This is a genomic window from Lancefieldella parvula DSM 20469, assembly GCF_000024225.1.
Taxonomy (GTDB): Bacteria; Actinomycetota; Coriobacteriia; order Coriobacteriales; family Atopobiaceae; genus Lancefieldella; species Lancefieldella parvula.
Genome location: NC_013203.1, coordinates 530,116 through 544,319 on the forward strand (window position 1 = coordinate 530,116; position 14,204 = coordinate 544,319).

The window sequence follows — 14,204 nt, forward strand, 5'->3', positions numbered from 1 at the left end:
TGCAGGAATGAGTCTGATCAAAGCAACACAATACGTTTCTGCTGTTGAACATATCTCGGTAGAGAGCCTTGTTCAGCGAGGGATTAAGCTTGTGCTCCTAGATCGTGATAATACCTGTGTACCTCGAGATACTAAAGTTGTGCCATCAGAGGTGTCCGCTTGGTTTGAAAAGGCCCATGCAGCTGGTCTTATGCTTTGTCTTGTCTCTAACAACATCCATTTTGATGAGGTCCAGCGCAGCGCTCATGAACTGGGAATTGAAGGAGAGGGCTTTGCTTGCAAGCCGCTTCCTCGTGCATTAAATGCTGCTATGAAGCGTTTTTCGGTAACAAAAGAACAAACAGTAATGGTAGGAGACCAGATTTTTACCGATATTATTGCAGGTAATTTAGCCGGTGTATCAACTATTTTGGTAAAACCGCAGTCTACTGAGGATTTGTGGTACACCAATCTCATTCGTCACGTAGAGCGCCGCATTTTAAAAAATGTAACTTTTACGTCATAACAGGACAGCATTAGTTTACTTGCTCCAACTCGATGATAGAATCATCTTGAAAGGCTGGAGGAGTATGGAGTTTCGCGATTCAAGATACGTCGTACATGAGGGCTGTGATCATATCTTTTTTGTCGGCTTTCTGGGTGCCGGAAAGTCCACACTCGCACGCAATTTAGGAGAGCTATTTCATCGTCGCTATGTCGATACCGATCGCCTAGCAGAACGTATAGCAGGTAAATCACTGGCAGAAATTTATGAAAATGATGGCGAGGAGCTCTTTAGACAGGCAGAAACTGAGGTTTTACACACGCTCAAGTCTAAGAAGTCACTGCTGGTAAGCTGTGGCGGTGGAATTGTCGAGAAGGACATTAATCTTGCGCTTATGCGTGAGATGGGAGTCATTGTGTTTCTCGATGGCGATCTTTCTGATTCGCTTCGTCAAATTCAGCGCACTGATAGACGTCCTGATTTGGGAAGCGTCGAAAACGCTACTCAGCTTTATAGACGCCTGCGTCCACGTTATGAGGCCGCCGCTGATATTACTATTGACATTCGTGAGAAAACATTTGAGCAGGTTGCCATTGACTCTGGCAAGCTACTTTGGGAAAGAGGGCTTTTATGAGTGACACTATCCAGGATGAGCTTGAAGAGGAATTGCCACCTGCTCAGATTAAACAGTGGGTTTCCATTCCCGGGGGCTCTATTGCACTTCGTTCTGGTGTGGGTGTTCTTTCAAACTTTGGCACTGAGTTAAGGACTGCTGTAGGTAGACCTCATAGATGCGCCTTTCTGACAAGTGGTCAGGCAGACGAGGATCTTGTTGAACTTCTTCGTAGAGATCTTACTACCATTGGTTTTTTGGTGACGCTTGTTGAAGTAGAAGATGGTGAAGCAGCAACTACCGTGGCAACTGAGGCGCGAGTGTTGTCTTCTTTGGCAGAAATGCACCTTACAGCTGATGATCTGGTAGTTGCCGTGGGGCACTCGGGAGTTATTTCTCTTGCTAACCACGTGGCAAACAAGTGGTGTGGGGGAGTCTCCCTTGCTACTGTTCCACTTGATTTAGCGGCAGTTATTGTCTCGTCTATTACTCCTCGTGCGCTTGATACTGATGCAGAGCATCAGCGTCTTGTAACTACTAAGCCTTGCGCTCGTTTTTGCTTTGCAGACCTTGAGGTTATGGATCTTTGCGATGACAATGCAAAGGTTGCCCAGGTATGTATGGTTGCAACAGCTATGTCTGATAACGAGGCGGAGTTTGGTCGTATTTGGGATAGGGCAGATAACCTCACCTCTGGAGTTGCTGATATCGTTGCAGAGCAGCTGGCAGAGTCCACTAAGACTCGTGGTCGCCTTTCTGATTCCTCAGCTATTGCTATCCAGCAGTCTGTTCCTTACGGTTGGGTTTTTGTGGAAGCGCTTCGTCCGCTTATTCCAGCTGACCAGCCTCTTTCTGCACTTTATGCGGATGCATTGCGTTTCTCGGCAAGAATTGCAGTGGCCAAAGAGTCACTTTCTTTTGATGATATGCTTGCTCAAGATGAGATTCTTGAGCACTTGAATATTGGTTTTGTTACCTGTGATATCGCTCCTGAGCAGCTTATCGAAGCTCTAAAACAGGAATGTTTCCGTTCTACTAATCGTTTTATGTTGCCGATTCCAATGTCTATTGGAAGGGTAAGATTAGCTTCGGTCGACGAGGAACTTCTCGCCGAACATGCCCGCGCTTGGTGTGAGGCTCACGCTTCACATTAAAGCGACACATCTTGTACCAAGGAGTTTTGTTTGGATAAGTAACTCCACTGGGTGCAACTATTTGTTGTAAACATCTCGAGAAGGGATTTGAAATGGCAGATTTACAGGCGGCCGCAAAGCGCGTTGCGCGTTTTCGCGAGGTAATGGCTCAGAGGGGTTACGACGCTGTTGTCTTGCGTCACAATCCAGACCTTCGTTGGTTGACTGATGCTGAGCGTACCTTTGACTTTGAACAGGCACATACTGCATTTATTACGCAAGATGCACTCTTCTTACACACTGACTCTCGTTACTACAACACATTCCTGGAGCGCCTTGGCACTGACTCTCCATGGAAGTTTGACCAGGAAGCTACTACACCTACCGAGTGGGTTGCTGCACATGTTGCTGAGGCTCGTGCTCGTGTTGTTGCTATTGAGGATACCGTTGACCTTGCTTTCTTTGATGGGCTAGAGCAGGCGCTGCGCAATCGTTCAATTGCTGCTCTGCTTCCACGCATGCATGGTGATATTGCTGAGTTGCGTATTGTCAAAGACCCAGCAGAGATTGAGCTTATGAAGCATGCTCAGTCAATCACTGATAAGGCATTTCTTCACATCTGTGAGTACATCAAGCCAGGCCTCACTGAGCAGCAGATTCGTGCAGAACTTGAGAATTACATGCTCTCTAATGGCGCAGATGCTCTGTCCTTTGATTCCATCATTGCTTCTGGCCCTAACGGTGCTAATCCTCACGCACAGCCAGGCGAGCGTGTGGTTCAGACTGGCGACATGATTGTTATGGACTACGGTGCGGGCTACTTGGATTACCACTCAGACATGACCCGTACGGTTGTTGTTGGTGCACCTTCTGAGGAGCAGCAGCATGTCTACGATGTTGTTCGCAAGGCAAATGAGACTTGCGCTGCAGCTATTCATGCAGGCGTAACCGGTTCTGATATTCATAATCTTGCAGTTAAGGTTATCTCTGAGGCTGGTTACGGTGAGTATTTTGGACATGGCCTTGGTCATGGTGTTGGTGTTGAGATCCATGAGCGTCCATTCTTTAACCCTCGTTGGAATAAGGTTATTGCAGCAGGTTCTGTTGTTACCGATGAGCCTGGTATCTATCTACCTGGTAAGTTTGGTATCCGTCTTGAAGATTTTGGTGTTGTTACCGAGGACGGCTACGATGTCTTTACTCAGTCCACACACGACCTTGTGTCTGTTGGTTGCTAACTAGCTACGATATACAGAATTTTTACGGCCAGAAGCTTTGGGTTTCTGGCCGTATTTTTGCTCGTTTTCCCAAGGTGAGAAGACCTTCTCGCCCTAGAATCAGCTTGTATAACTTAAAAAATTAAAAAGAGTTAAGTTAGTGGGGGCACGTTTTATACATATGTAATAAAATTAGAAAAGTAAATGTTATTTTCATTGTTATGTTTATAGTTTCATTTATTTTATTAAATAGAAAAGAAGGAGGTAAAAGTGGTTAGTATCGTTCTAGCCAGTCATGGTAAGTTTGCCGAGGGTATTAAAGATTCTGGCAGCATGATTTTTGGACCACAGGAAGGCGTTGTAGCTATTACGCTTACTCCTGATATGGGTCCAGATGACCTGCATCAGAAGATTCTCGACGCAATTACCACGCTTGAAGATCAAGAGCACGTTCTGTTCTTGGTTGACCTATGGGGTGGCACTCCCTTTAACCAGATTTCTCGTGTTCTTGAGGAGGAGGGTAAAGAAGATTGGGTTGCTGTTACTGGTCTTAACCTCCCAATGCTTATAGCAGCATATGGTTCTCGCCTTGGCGTAGATACCGCCACCGAGGTAGCAAAAGAGATTTTCTCTGAAGCTCGTATGGGCGTAAAGATTAAGCCAGAAGAGCTTGAGCCACAAGAGGCAACACCTACTGATGTTCCTGCTGTTGCAACACCTAAGGGAGCAATTCCTGTGGGAACCGTAATTGGTGATGGCAAGCTTAAGATTGTTCTTGCTCGTATTGATACCCGTCTTCTGCATGGTCAGGTTGCAACTACCTGGACAAAGATGACCAAGCCAGACCGTATCATTGTTTGTTCTGATGGTGTTGCACAAGATGAGCTTTGCAAGACCATGATTGTTCAAGCAGCTCCTCCAGGAGTGCACGTTCACGTTGTTCCTATTAAGAAGATTATTGAGATTGCTCACGATACTCGTTTTGGTAATACCAAGGCAATGCTCCTGTTCGAGACTCCTCAGGACATGCTTCGTGTCATTGAAGGTGGCGTAGAAATCAAGGAAGCTAATCTTGGTTCTATTGCTCACTCTGTTGGTAAGGTTGTTGTTACCAACGCAGTTGCTATGGACGAAGACGATGTAAAGACCCTTGAGGCTATCCGAGAGTGCGGTACAAAGTTTGATGTCCGTAAGGTTCCTGCAGACAGTGCAGAAAACTTTGATGCAATGCTTAAAAAAGCTAAGTCCGAGCTTGCTAATCGTAAGTAACTAGAAGGAGGTAGAAATGACACCTATCACAATACTGCTTGTCGTAATTGTTGCGCTTCTTGCTGGCATGGAAGGCATCCTTGACCAGTGGGAGTTCCACCAGCCCCTGGTTGCTTGCTCACTGATTGGCCTTGTGACTGGTCACCCTGCTGAGGGAATTATCCTCGGCGGTTCTCTTCAGATGATTGCTCTTGGTTGGGCAAACATTGGAGCTGCAGTTGCACCAGATGCAGCTTTGGCATCTGTCGCATCTGCAATTATTATGGTTCTGGCACTGAACGGTGGAGATACTGATACCACTGCTGCTATTAACACTTCTATTGCACTTGCAATTCCTCTGTCTGTAGCAGGTCTGTTCCTTACCATGATTGCTCGTACTATTGCAACCGGTATTGTTCATGCAATGGATGCAGCTGCCGAGAAGGGCGATTTTGCTGCAATTGAGCGTTGGCACATTGTAGCTATTTTTATGCAGGGTGCTCGTATTGCTGTCCCTGCAGCTGCTCTTTGCTTCATTGACCCAGCTATCGTCACTGATGCTCTAAACGCAATGCCTAAGTGGCTTACTGGCGGCATGGCAGTTGGCGGTGGTATGGTTGCTGCTGTTGGTTATGCAATGGTTATCAACATGATGGCTACTCGTGAGGTTTGGCCATTCTTTGCATTGGGCTTCGTCTTTGCGGCTATTAATCAGCTCACCCTTATTGCTCTTGGTGTTATTGGTGTTTGCCTTGCAATTATTTACCTTGGTCTTAAAGATCTTGCTAAGCAGGGCGGCGGCGCAGGTGGTGGGTCTGGCGATCCACTCGGCGATATTATCGACAACTACTAATTCTGAAGGAGTGTGAAACTAATGGAGAATAAGATTCAGCTTTCTAAGAAAGACCGCATGTCTGTTGCTCTTCGTCACCAGTTCCTTCAGGGTTCTTGGAACTACGAGCGTATGCAGAATGGTGGTTGGGCATTTTCAATGATTCCGGCCATCAAAAAGCTTTATACAAATAAAGAAGATCAGATTGCAGCTCTTAAGCGCCACCTTGAGTTTTATAATACTCACCCTTATGTTTCTGCACCAGTCATGGGTGTTACTCTTGCACTGGAGGAGGGACGTGCTAACGGCGAGCCTATTGATGACGTTGCAATTCAGGGCGTCAAAGTAGGTATGATGGGTCCTCTGGCTGGCGTTGGTGACCCAGTCTTCTGGTTTACCGTTCGCCCCATTTTGGGCGCTCTGGGCGCTTCTTTGGCGCTTGGCGGCTCAATTCTTGGTCCCATTCTCTTCTTCGTGTTGTGGAATGTCATTCGTCTTGTCTTCCTGTGGTACACCCAGGAGTTTGGTTATAAGGCCGGTGCTTCCATTTCCTCCGATCTTTCCGGCGGTATGCTCGGCAAGGTTACCGAGGGCGCTTCTATCTTGGGTATGTTTATCATCGGCGCGTTGGTACAGCGTTGGGTTTCAATTTCATTTACCCCGGTGGTTTCTACCATTCCTCAGCAGGCAGGTGCCTACATTGATTGGACAACCCTTCCTTCAGGAGTAGATGGAATCTATCAAGCATTGAAACTTTACTCTACTCTTGGACCAAACGGTCTTGATCCAGTGAAGGTAACTACGCTTCAGCAGAACCTTGATTCGTTGATTCCTGGTCTTGCTGCGGTTGGCCTGACGCTTTTGTGCTGCTATTTGTTAAAGAAGAAGGTCTCTCCAATTGCCATCATCCTAGCTCTCTTTGCTGTTGGTATTGTTGGTCGACTTCTCGGTTTTATGTAATGAGTAAGAGTACGTACTAGTACTCAAAGTCGCACGAATATGGGTCGCGCTCTATAATGGGTGCGACCCATTTTTGAAAGGATTGTATGGCTCAGTCTCAAAATAGCACCGTTGACCTCAGCATGAAGGCTACTTCGTTTCATGGTTTGGCTACGTATGGCGATATTCTTATTGGCAATAAAGCCTTTGAGTTTTACAACCAGAAAAATCCCGAAGACTACATCCAGATTCCCTGGGATCAGATAGATCACATAGCCGCCTCAGTCATAGGACGTAATAAAAGTATTTCTCGCTTTGCTATTTTTACTAAAAGCAATGGTAATTACTCTTTTTCTACGAGAGACAACAAGGCAACGCTTAGGGCAATTCGTGTCTATGTAGGAGAGGAGAAACTCGTACGTTCTCCAAACTTCTGGTTTGTCTTTAAGCATGGACTTATGACAATTCCACAGATTCCTCGTCTTATTCAAGAGGCTTTTATTAAAAAGAAGTAGGCAAATTTTGCATTTTCACAAGAGCCGCCAGCACGGAAGGCGTGAAACTGATAAAATCCAACATGCATATACGTGTCGCGGGTAGTTTGAAAATTCACGTTCTTCTCGCGACTTTATCGAGTGAAAAGAGTTAGACGTGGCAACTATCAGTACCGCAGACTTCAAGAACGGCCTTGGCCTTAAGATTAACGATAAGTACTACACCATCGTTGAGTTCCAGCATGTAAAGCCAGGTAAGGGCGGTGCTTTTGTCCGCTATAAGATTCGCGATCTTCGTTCTGGCCGCGTTATTGATCAGACCTGTAATGCGGGCACCAAGTTTGAGAACGTACTTTTGCTTACCAAAGAGATGCAGTATCTCTACAACGACGGTGAGTCCTTCTATTTCATGGACAATGAGACTTACGATCAGGTAGCTGTTCCAGCTGATTTTATTGGCGAGAAGAGCGTCTGGTTCAAGGAGAATGATAACGCACAGCTTCTTTATGCAGATACTGAGCTTCTTGGCGTTGAGCCTCCAATGTTTATTGAGGCAGAGATTACCGAGACCGATCCAGGCTTCAAGGGTGACACTGTTCAAGGTGGTACCAAGCCAGCAACTATTGAGACTGGTGCAACTCTTCAGGTCCCAATGTATCTGAACCAGGGTGAGCGCATTAAGGTTGATACGCGTGACGGCAAATTTGTTTCTCGCGTTTAATGCATATTCTTTGGGTGTATAAACACTTAATTGGTATTGAGTAATTATTTCAAAGACAGTTTGTCTTTTTAGGGGGTAGACATGGCTGAAACAGAGCTTCGTATAGCGGGCATCGGCATCTCAAAAGATGTAATTTCAACGGTTGTCTCCGGCGCAGCTGGAAATGTTGAAGGTGTTGCCTCCGTTGGCGGAAACGATACATTAGCATCTAACCTTATCAACGTCTTTACCAGCAGAAGTCTTGCTCCAGAGAAGGCTGTTGAGGCAGGCGTAGAAAACGGTCAGCTTCATCTTGGAGTTCACCTTACCGTGTTTTATGGCTATCCTTTTACAAAGCTTGCCTCTGAGGTAAGACTTGCTGTTGCAACTGCAGTAAATGAGCAGATTGGCGTTAGCATTGCCTCCGTTGATGTTTACATTGACAGCCTGGTTTTTCCTAAGGAGTAGGCTTGAGCGTTAAGTTTTTTGGACGTACTCGCGCCCGTAGCCAAGCACTACAGCTTTTATTCCAGGCTGAAGCCACTAATCGCAGCGTTCTCGAGGTTCTTGGTGGAGACTATACGCTCTCCGAGGGACCTCTTGATGAGTATGCGCGGTTACTGGCAGTAGGAGCAGATGGCATCAGAGATGACCTTGATGATATTATTGCTGCTTACTCAAAGGATTGGTCAATTGATCGCATGCCTTCCGTTGACCGTAATCTCTTAAGAATTTCTCTCTACGAGATTCTGAAGGTTCCCGAGGTTGATGTTGCTGTTGCTATTAATGAAGTGGTAGACCTTGCTCGTGCTTATTGTGGTGACGATTCTCCTCGCTTTATTAATGGCGTTCTTGGCCGTATTGTTGATGATATTGATGCTGGAGAAGACATTTACTCGCTTTGTCATAAGCAGTCTGTTGAGCAAGATAGTTTTGAAGAAGAGCCAATGGGCTCTGTGGAAGATGTAGGGTAGTCATGGCTAAAATCGATACATCTGAATATCAGAGCTTTGACCAAATAACTGCAAGACTTGATTCAATTGTTGATCAAGTTCGCGATAAAAACGTCTCGCTGGAGCACTCTCTTGACCTCTTTGACGAGGCAATTGCTCTAGGTTCAAAAGCTGTCAATATGGTTGATACTACTGAGTTTACGCCGGAAGAGGAAGAACGCTTGGTTCAGGCTCAGGCAGCAGGAGATGCACCTACTTCAGAGCCTGTTGTTGAAGAGCAGGCTTCTTCTGAGCAAGTTGAAGCTTCAACTTTAGATAAAACGTCGTCTGATGACTCAGTTTCAGAGAGTGATGGGCACTAGTGGCTCAACGCATTTCTCGCCAAAGGCTCGACAAAGAGCTGGTTAGGCAAGGATTTTTCAAAGACACTCAGGCTGCTTTGCGCTCAATTCTTGCGGGTGATGTTTCTACTAAGGATAGAAAATTAACCTCAGCAGGAGAGCTTGTTCCTGAAGGTTTATTTCTGCACGTAAAAGGCGCTATTCCGTACGTAAGCCGAGGCGGACTTAAGCTGGAGCGAGCCTTTGAAGTTTTTGATATTACTGTTCAACATAAAAAATGTTTGGATATTGGCTGTTCAACTGGTGGTTTTACTGATTGTCTGCTTCAAAATGGAGCTGCTTCGGTTACCTCAGTTGATGTTGGCTATGCGCAGTTTGATTGGTCGCTTAGAAACGACAGTAGAGTTGAACTGCATGAACGTACAAATATTACTTCGCTGCCAGAAATGGGTTATTCTCACGTTTTTGATGTTGCCGTATGTGACGTATCTTTTACTTCAATTTTGTCAATTCTTCCATCTGTTTTAGATGTTTTAGCTTCTAAGGGAGTATTTGTTACGCTGGTTAAACCACAGTTTGAGGCTAAGAGGGAAGAAGTGGGTGAGGGCGGCATTGTGACAAATGCATCCGTGCATCTGCAAACGTTGCAAAAGGTTGCTGATGCGTTTAAAGAAGCTCATATGGGTCCTCTGGGTGCATGTGAAAGTCCTATTCATGGTGCTAAAGGTAATGTGGAATATTTACTGTTTGGGCAGCTTGGAGTGGGTCCGTATGATTTGAATCTTGCTTCAGTGGTGTCGAATCATTCTGTAGAAATAGTGAAATAGAACTAATGTTCTATTTTGTAGTGTTGTTCGTAGTATTTTAGGTATACTAAGTACATTGAATCAGATTGTTTTAACTGTTTCAGTTGTGCAATCAAGCAAAATCAGGAGAGTGGTTTGCGTGAAGGTACTTCTTGTTCCAAATTATTCAAGAGAAGTTGCTGTTTCTGGTGCACGTGAACTTGAAGAATGGCTTTTTAATCAGGGATGTGATGTCCAGTGGGCACACGATAAAAAGTTGTTTCCAGATAAAGATGTAGACTGCTCTGATTGTCAGCTTGTTATTTCCCTTGGTGGAGACGGAACACTTCTTAGAGCTGCCAGAATTGTTGAGTATTCAGAAATTCCTATTTTGGGTATTTCATATGGTCACCTTGGCTTTTTGACTAGTGCAACTCCCAATCAAATGATTGAGATGGTAGCTGATGCTCTTGCAGGAGAGCTCCATGTTTCTAGAAGAGCAACGCTCGCAATAGAAACAGAATACGAGCTTCCTTCTGAAGAAACCTACGTCAAGAAAACCTTCTCGCTCAATGATTTTGCTGTTTCCAGAGGTGGGGCTGGTGATATGGTTGAGTTTACGGTTTCTGTATCTGGCAACCATATTGATAAGCTTCGTGGAGATGGCTTTGTAGTTAGTACGGCAACAGGATCAACTGGTTATGCATTGGCTGCAGGTGGACCGATTGTTACACCAGAGTTTTCGGGAATGGTTTGTGTACCAATTGCGCCACATACTATTCTGGCTCGTGCATTCCTTACATCTCCTTCTGATGTAGTTGAAATTACCATGTCAAAAGATCGGCCTGCACCGTGTCATTTCTTTTCTGATGGACAAAACATCAAGCATCCAGAGGAAGGTGCGGCTACTAAAGCTCGTATTAGCCGTGGACCGGGAGATATCATTCTGCTTGATAGGAGCGCTGATAGTTTCTATCGTTCAGTTTCTCGCGTATTTTACGGTAAAACTGGTCAGTAAGCAGGTTATGTATGCTTGATGAACTTCGCGTGCAAAATGTTGCACTCATTGATGATGCCTCTTTTGCTCCCGCCTCTGGCTTAACTGTTTTAACGGGAGAGACAGGTGCTGGTAAAACTGCTCTTTTATCCTCTATTAAGCTCTTAGTTGGTGAGCGTGCAGATGCTTCTGCAGTCAGAGAAGGAACGGATGCTCTTCGGGTTGAAGCACGTTTCTTTACCTCTTCAGAAGATCAAGAGGGAATTGTGGTCTCTAGAAAAGTCTCTGCTGATGGTAGAGGTAGAGTAGAGATTGATGGTCACATGGCATCAGTTAAAGAGTTGGCTGGGGGTATTGGAACCTCAATTGATCTTTGCGGACAGCATGAACACCAAAGACTTCTTGATGTAAAAAATCATGTCAGCATGTTGGATGCATGGATTGGGCCAGATATTCAGTCTTACCAGGCAGAGTATAAAGACGCTCTACATGCTTACTATGTTGCAATTGCCGAGCTCCAACGAGTTATTGAAGTAAGCCAGTCAAGTAACGCAAAAATTGATGAAGCATCATTTCTTGTCCAAAAAATTGATGAGGTTTCTCCTAAAGAAGGAGAGTTAGAAGATTTAGAGGAACAACTTCCTCGGTTTGAGCATGCAGAAGCACTCCTTCAAGCTGCGGGAGGAACACATGAGTTACTCTCAAGTGATGAGGGTGTTATTGATTCACTTTCAGAGGCAGTTCAGATTCTTCAAAATGCTTCAACGTTTGATGCTACGTTAGGCTCCTATGCAGAGTCTCTTTCAAGCGCACTTATAGAGATTGAAGATGTTTCCTCAGAGCTTAGAAGCTATGTTGGGTCTCTTGATTTTGACGAAGAAGCCCTTGAAGAGATGCAAAGCCGTATGGCTCGTCTCCAAGGTCTTATGAGAACGTATGGTCCTGGTATGAAAGATGTATTTAAGAAATACCAGGCGGCTCAAAATCTTCTTGAGGTTACAAGAGATACAAAAAAGCTTGTTCGTGAAGCACAGGCAGAGGTTGATAGAGCAAAAGATACTCTTAGCGTAAAGGCTAACGCGCTTAAAAAGGTTCGTGTCGCTGCGGCTCCAAAATTGTGTGATGCAGTTAATCTGCAAATGAGTCATTTGCAGATGGGTTCAGCTCAGATTGAATTGAATTTTGAAGATCTTCCTTTTGAGCAGTGGAATAAAGTCGGCTCTACAAAGATTGAGCTTATGTATAAGCCCTCAGCTCAGATGACAGCTCGCCCTCTTAGAAAGATTGCTTCTGGTGGTGAGGTTTCTCGCGTTATGCTTGCGTGCAAAGTGGTCCTTGGAGAGTCTGATGACTGCGATACGCTTGTATTTGATGAAGTTGATGCTGGCGTTGGCGGAACTACTGCTGTTGCTCTTGCAGAGGTTTTAGCGCAGCTTGCTAAAACACATCAGGTGATTGTGGTAACTCATTTGCCACAAGTTGCTGTTCTGGCTTCAAAACACTATGTAGTGTCTAAGACAGAAGAACATAACGCCCTTCCTATAACCTCGCTTACAGAGGTTTCTGGTACTCAGAGAGAAGAAGAGATTGCACGTATGCTATCAGGCTCAATAACTGAGGCTTCTTTGGCTCACGCGCATGAACTACTCACAGAAACTTACTAGATTTTTCAGAATTACATGGACATAACAATGTATTTGTTTGGAGATTAAATTTCTCGACTCTATGGGCTTTAAAGCGGAATAATATAAAGACCCGTAGAAATGTAATTGGCTAATCTTACCTACGGGAGCAATCCATGACCAAGCACATATTTGTAACAGGCGGCGTTGTTTCTTCTCTTGGAAAAGGAATCACTGCTGCATCTCTCGGCCGACTTCTTAAGGCTCGTGGCTATAAGGTCATGATGCAAAAAGCTGACCCTTATCTCAATGTTGATCCAGGCACCATGAGTCCTTTCCAGCATGGTGAGGTTTTTGTAACTGAGGATGGTAAAGAGACTGACCTTGACCTTGGTCATTATGAGCGTTTTATTGATGAGAACCTTACTAGGGAGTCTAACTTCACCACTGGTCTCATTTATCAGTCTTTGATTCAGCGTGAACGTGCTGGAGACTTTCTTGGTGGTACAGTTCAGGTAATTCCTCATGTAACTGACGCAATTAAAGCTCGTTTTGCTCGCATTGAAGAGGTTACTAATGCTGATGTAGTTATCACGGAGCTGGGTGGCACTATTGGCGATATTGAGTCACAACCTTTTGTTGAGGCAATTCGCCAATTCAGAAAAGAGCGAGGCGCAAGTAACGTTGCTATTATTCACGTCAGTCTTGTTCCTTATATCGCAGCTGCTCATGAGGTCAAGACTAAGCCTACGCAGCACTCCGTAAAAGAGCTTCGTTCCCTTGGTATTCAGCCAGACTTTATCGTATGTCGTTCAAGCCATTCTGTGGATGAATCTATTCGCGAGAAAATCGCTAATTTCTGTGATGTTGATGCAGATTGCGTTTTTGAGAACAATGATTTGCCTTCAATTTACGACGTCCCAGCGCACTTGGCAGCACAGGGATTTGACAAGAAGGTACTTGAGCGTCTTGGTCTTGAAGTTCGTCCAAGTGATCTTGGTGGCTGGGAAGCATTTACTACTGCTATGCATAAGGCAAATGCGCTTGAAGACACAACAAGAATTTATGTTGTTGGTAAGTATACGCAGTTACCTGATGCATATCTTTCCGTTATTGAGGCACTTCACCACTCTGGTATTTTCTACGGCAGACACGTTGATATCCGTCTGGTAAATGGTGAAGAGCTAACAGAAGAAGACGTGGAGCAAGAGCTTGCCGGCGCAGATGGTATTTTGGTTCCCGGCGGCTTTGGTCTTCGTGGTGTAGAAGGCAAGATGGTTGCTATTCGTCGTGCCCGTGAGCTTAAGATTCCTTATCTTGGTGTCTGCCTTGGTATGCAGATGGCTGTTACTGAGTTTGCTCGTGATGTTTGTGGAATGGAGGGCGCAAATTCAGCAGAGTTTGGTCCAGATACTCCATATCCTGTCATCGATCTTATGCCTGATCAGGAGGATATTACCGATAAAGGCGGTACTATGCGCCTTGGTTCTTATCCTTGTAAGGTTGTTGAGGGAACTCTTGCGCATGAGGCTTATGGTGACAACTTGGTTTATGAGCGTCATCGTCACCGCTATGAGGTTAGCAACGTATTCCGTAATCAGCTTGTTGAGGCTGGTTTGGTAGTTTCCGGCATTTCTCCAGACGATCGCCTTGTAGAGATGATTGAGCTTCCAGAGTCTGTTCACCCTTGGTTTGTTGCAAGCCAAGCACACCCAGAGTTCAAGAGCCGTCCAACTCATCCTGCACCTTTGTTCCGTGAGTTTGCACGTGCAGCAATCGCTCATCATGAGGGTGTTGATCGTCATGATGTTAATCAGACTCTCTAAACAGAGTCTTTACTAAGAAA

At 45.1% G+C, this 14,204-nt stretch carries 16 protein-coding genes; all 16 read left to right on the forward strand.

The annotated features are described in order from the left end of the window. The first annotated feature begins 7 nt into the window (after nt 1-7). Complete coding sequence (locus APAR_RS02365; RefSeq protein ID WP_012808549.1) at nt 8-505, forward strand: YqeG family HAD IIIA-type phosphatase; 498 nt, start codon at nt 8-10, stop codon at nt 503-505. A gap of 64 nt (nt 506-569) precedes the next feature. Then, entirely contained in the window at nt 570-1,118 is a 549-nt protein-coding gene (locus APAR_RS02370; protein ID WP_012808550.1) for a shikimate kinase, read from the forward strand. Beyond that, nucleotides 1,115-2,251, forward strand: coding sequence for a 3-dehydroquinate synthase (locus APAR_RS02375; protein WP_012808551.1), 1,137 nt, complete (start codon nt 1,115-1,117; stop codon nt 2,249-2,251). Before APAR_RS02370 ends, APAR_RS02375 begins: the two co-directional genes overlap by 4 nt. A gap of 92 nt (nt 2,252-2,343) precedes the next feature. Next, nucleotides 2,344-3,468 carry a M24 family metallopeptidase gene (locus tag APAR_RS02380; protein ID WP_012808552.1) on the forward strand — a complete coding sequence of 375 codons (1,125 nt, stop codon included), beginning with the start codon at nt 2,344-2,346 and terminating at the stop codon, nt 3,466-3,468. A gap of 249 nt (nt 3,469-3,717) precedes the next feature. Then, a complete protein-coding gene (locus APAR_RS02385) occupies nt 3,718-4,716 on the forward strand; it encodes a PTS sugar transporter subunit IIB (protein WP_012808553.1) in 999 nt (332 codons plus the stop codon). A 16-nt stretch (nt 4,717-4,732) separates the two neighbouring features. Next, on the forward strand, nt 4,733-5,548 hold the full coding sequence (locus APAR_RS02390; protein WP_012808554.1) for a PTS mannose/fructose/sorbose transporter subunit IIC: 816 nt from the start codon (nt 4,733-4,735) through the stop codon (nt 5,546-5,548). Between the two features lie 21 nt (nt 5,549-5,569). After that, complete coding sequence (locus APAR_RS02395; protein ID WP_012808555.1) at nt 5,570-6,487, forward strand: PTS system mannose/fructose/sorbose family transporter subunit IID; 918 nt, start codon at nt 5,570-5,572, stop codon at nt 6,485-6,487. An 86-nt stretch (nt 6,488-6,573) separates the two neighbouring features. Further along, nucleotides 6,574-6,981, forward strand: a complete 408-nt coding sequence (locus tag APAR_RS02400; protein WP_012808556.1) for a DUF956 family protein — start codon at nt 6,574-6,576, stop codon at nt 6,979-6,981. A gap of 136 nt (nt 6,982-7,117) precedes the next feature. Beyond that, nucleotides 7,118-7,681 carry an elongation factor P gene (efp, locus tag APAR_RS02405; RefSeq protein WP_012808557.1) on the forward strand — a complete coding sequence of 188 codons (564 nt, stop codon included), beginning with the start codon at nt 7,118-7,120 and terminating at the stop codon, nt 7,679-7,681. A gap of 81 nt (nt 7,682-7,762) precedes the next feature. Beyond that, complete coding sequence (locus APAR_RS02410) at nt 7,763-8,128, forward strand: Asp23/Gls24 family envelope stress response protein (RefSeq protein ID WP_012808558.1); 366 nt, start codon at nt 7,763-7,765, stop codon at nt 8,126-8,128. Nucleotides 8,129-8,130: 2 nt separating this feature from the next. Further along, the gene (gene nusB / locus APAR_RS02415; RefSeq protein WP_012808559.1) at nt 8,131-8,634 is read left to right on the forward strand and encodes a transcription antitermination factor NusB; all 504 of its coding nucleotides are present in this window, start codon (nt 8,131-8,133) and stop codon (nt 8,632-8,634) included. A 2-nt stretch (nt 8,635-8,636) separates the two neighbouring features. Next, complete coding sequence (locus APAR_RS02420) at nt 8,637-8,975, forward strand: exodeoxyribonuclease VII small subunit (RefSeq protein WP_012808560.1); 339 nt, start codon at nt 8,637-8,639, stop codon at nt 8,973-8,975. Then, on the forward strand, nt 8,975-9,781 hold the full coding sequence (locus tag APAR_RS02425) for a TlyA family RNA methyltransferase (RefSeq protein WP_012808561.1): 807 nt from the start codon (nt 8,975-8,977) through the stop codon (nt 9,779-9,781). Before APAR_RS02420 ends, APAR_RS02425 begins: the two co-directional genes overlap by 1 nt. Before the next feature lie 118 nt (nt 9,782-9,899). Then, complete coding sequence (locus APAR_RS02430; RefSeq protein ID WP_012808562.1) at nt 9,900-10,757, forward strand: NAD(+)/NADH kinase; 858 nt, start codon at nt 9,900-9,902, stop codon at nt 10,755-10,757. Nucleotides 10,758-10,768: 11 nt separating this feature from the next. Next, nucleotides 10,769-12,400 carry a DNA repair protein RecN gene (locus tag APAR_RS02435; RefSeq protein ID WP_012808563.1) on the forward strand — a complete coding sequence of 544 codons (1,632 nt, stop codon included), beginning with the start codon at nt 10,769-10,771 and terminating at the stop codon, nt 12,398-12,400. Nucleotides 12,401-12,534: 134 nt separating this feature from the next. Next, nucleotides 12,535-14,184, forward strand: a complete 1,650-nt coding sequence (locus APAR_RS02440) for a CTP synthase (RefSeq protein WP_012808564.1) — start codon at nt 12,535-12,537, stop codon at nt 14,182-14,184. Nucleotides 14,185-14,204: the final 20 nt, after the last annotated feature.

Coding starts and splice junctions, on each gene's coding strand:
- APAR_RS02365 (WP_012808549.1), top strand. CDS start 8: ATGAGTCTGATCAAAGCAACACAATACGTTTCTGCTGTTGAACATATC.
- APAR_RS02370 (WP_012808550.1), top strand. CDS start 570: ATGGAGTTTCGCGATTCAAGATACGTCGTACATGAGGGCTGTGATCAT.
- APAR_RS02375 (WP_012808551.1), top strand. CDS start 1,115: ATGAGTGACACTATCCAGGATGAGCTTGAAGAGGAATTGCCACCTGCT.
- APAR_RS02380 (WP_012808552.1), top strand. CDS start 2,344: ATGGCAGATTTACAGGCGGCCGCAAAGCGCGTTGCGCGTTTTCGCGAG.
- APAR_RS02390 (WP_012808554.1), top strand. CDS start 4,733: ATGACACCTATCACAATACTGCTTGTCGTAATTGTTGCGCTTCTTGCT.
- APAR_RS02395 (WP_012808555.1), top strand. CDS start 5,570: ATGGAGAATAAGATTCAGCTTTCTAAGAAAGACCGCATGTCTGTTGCT.
- APAR_RS02400 (WP_012808556.1), top strand. CDS start 6,574: ATGGCTCAGTCTCAAAATAGCACCGTTGACCTCAGCATGAAGGCTACT.
- APAR_RS02410 (WP_012808558.1), top strand. CDS start 7,763: ATGGCTGAAACAGAGCTTCGTATAGCGGGCATCGGCATCTCAAAAGAT.
- APAR_RS02420 (WP_012808560.1), top strand. CDS start 8,637: ATGGCTAAAATCGATACATCTGAATATCAGAGCTTTGACCAAATAACT.
- APAR_RS02435 (WP_012808563.1), top strand. CDS start 10,769: ATGCTTGATGAACTTCGCGTGCAAAATGTTGCACTCATTGATGATGCC.
- APAR_RS02440 (WP_012808564.1), top strand. CDS start 12,535: ATGACCAAGCACATATTTGTAACAGGCGGCGTTGTTTCTTCTCTTGGA.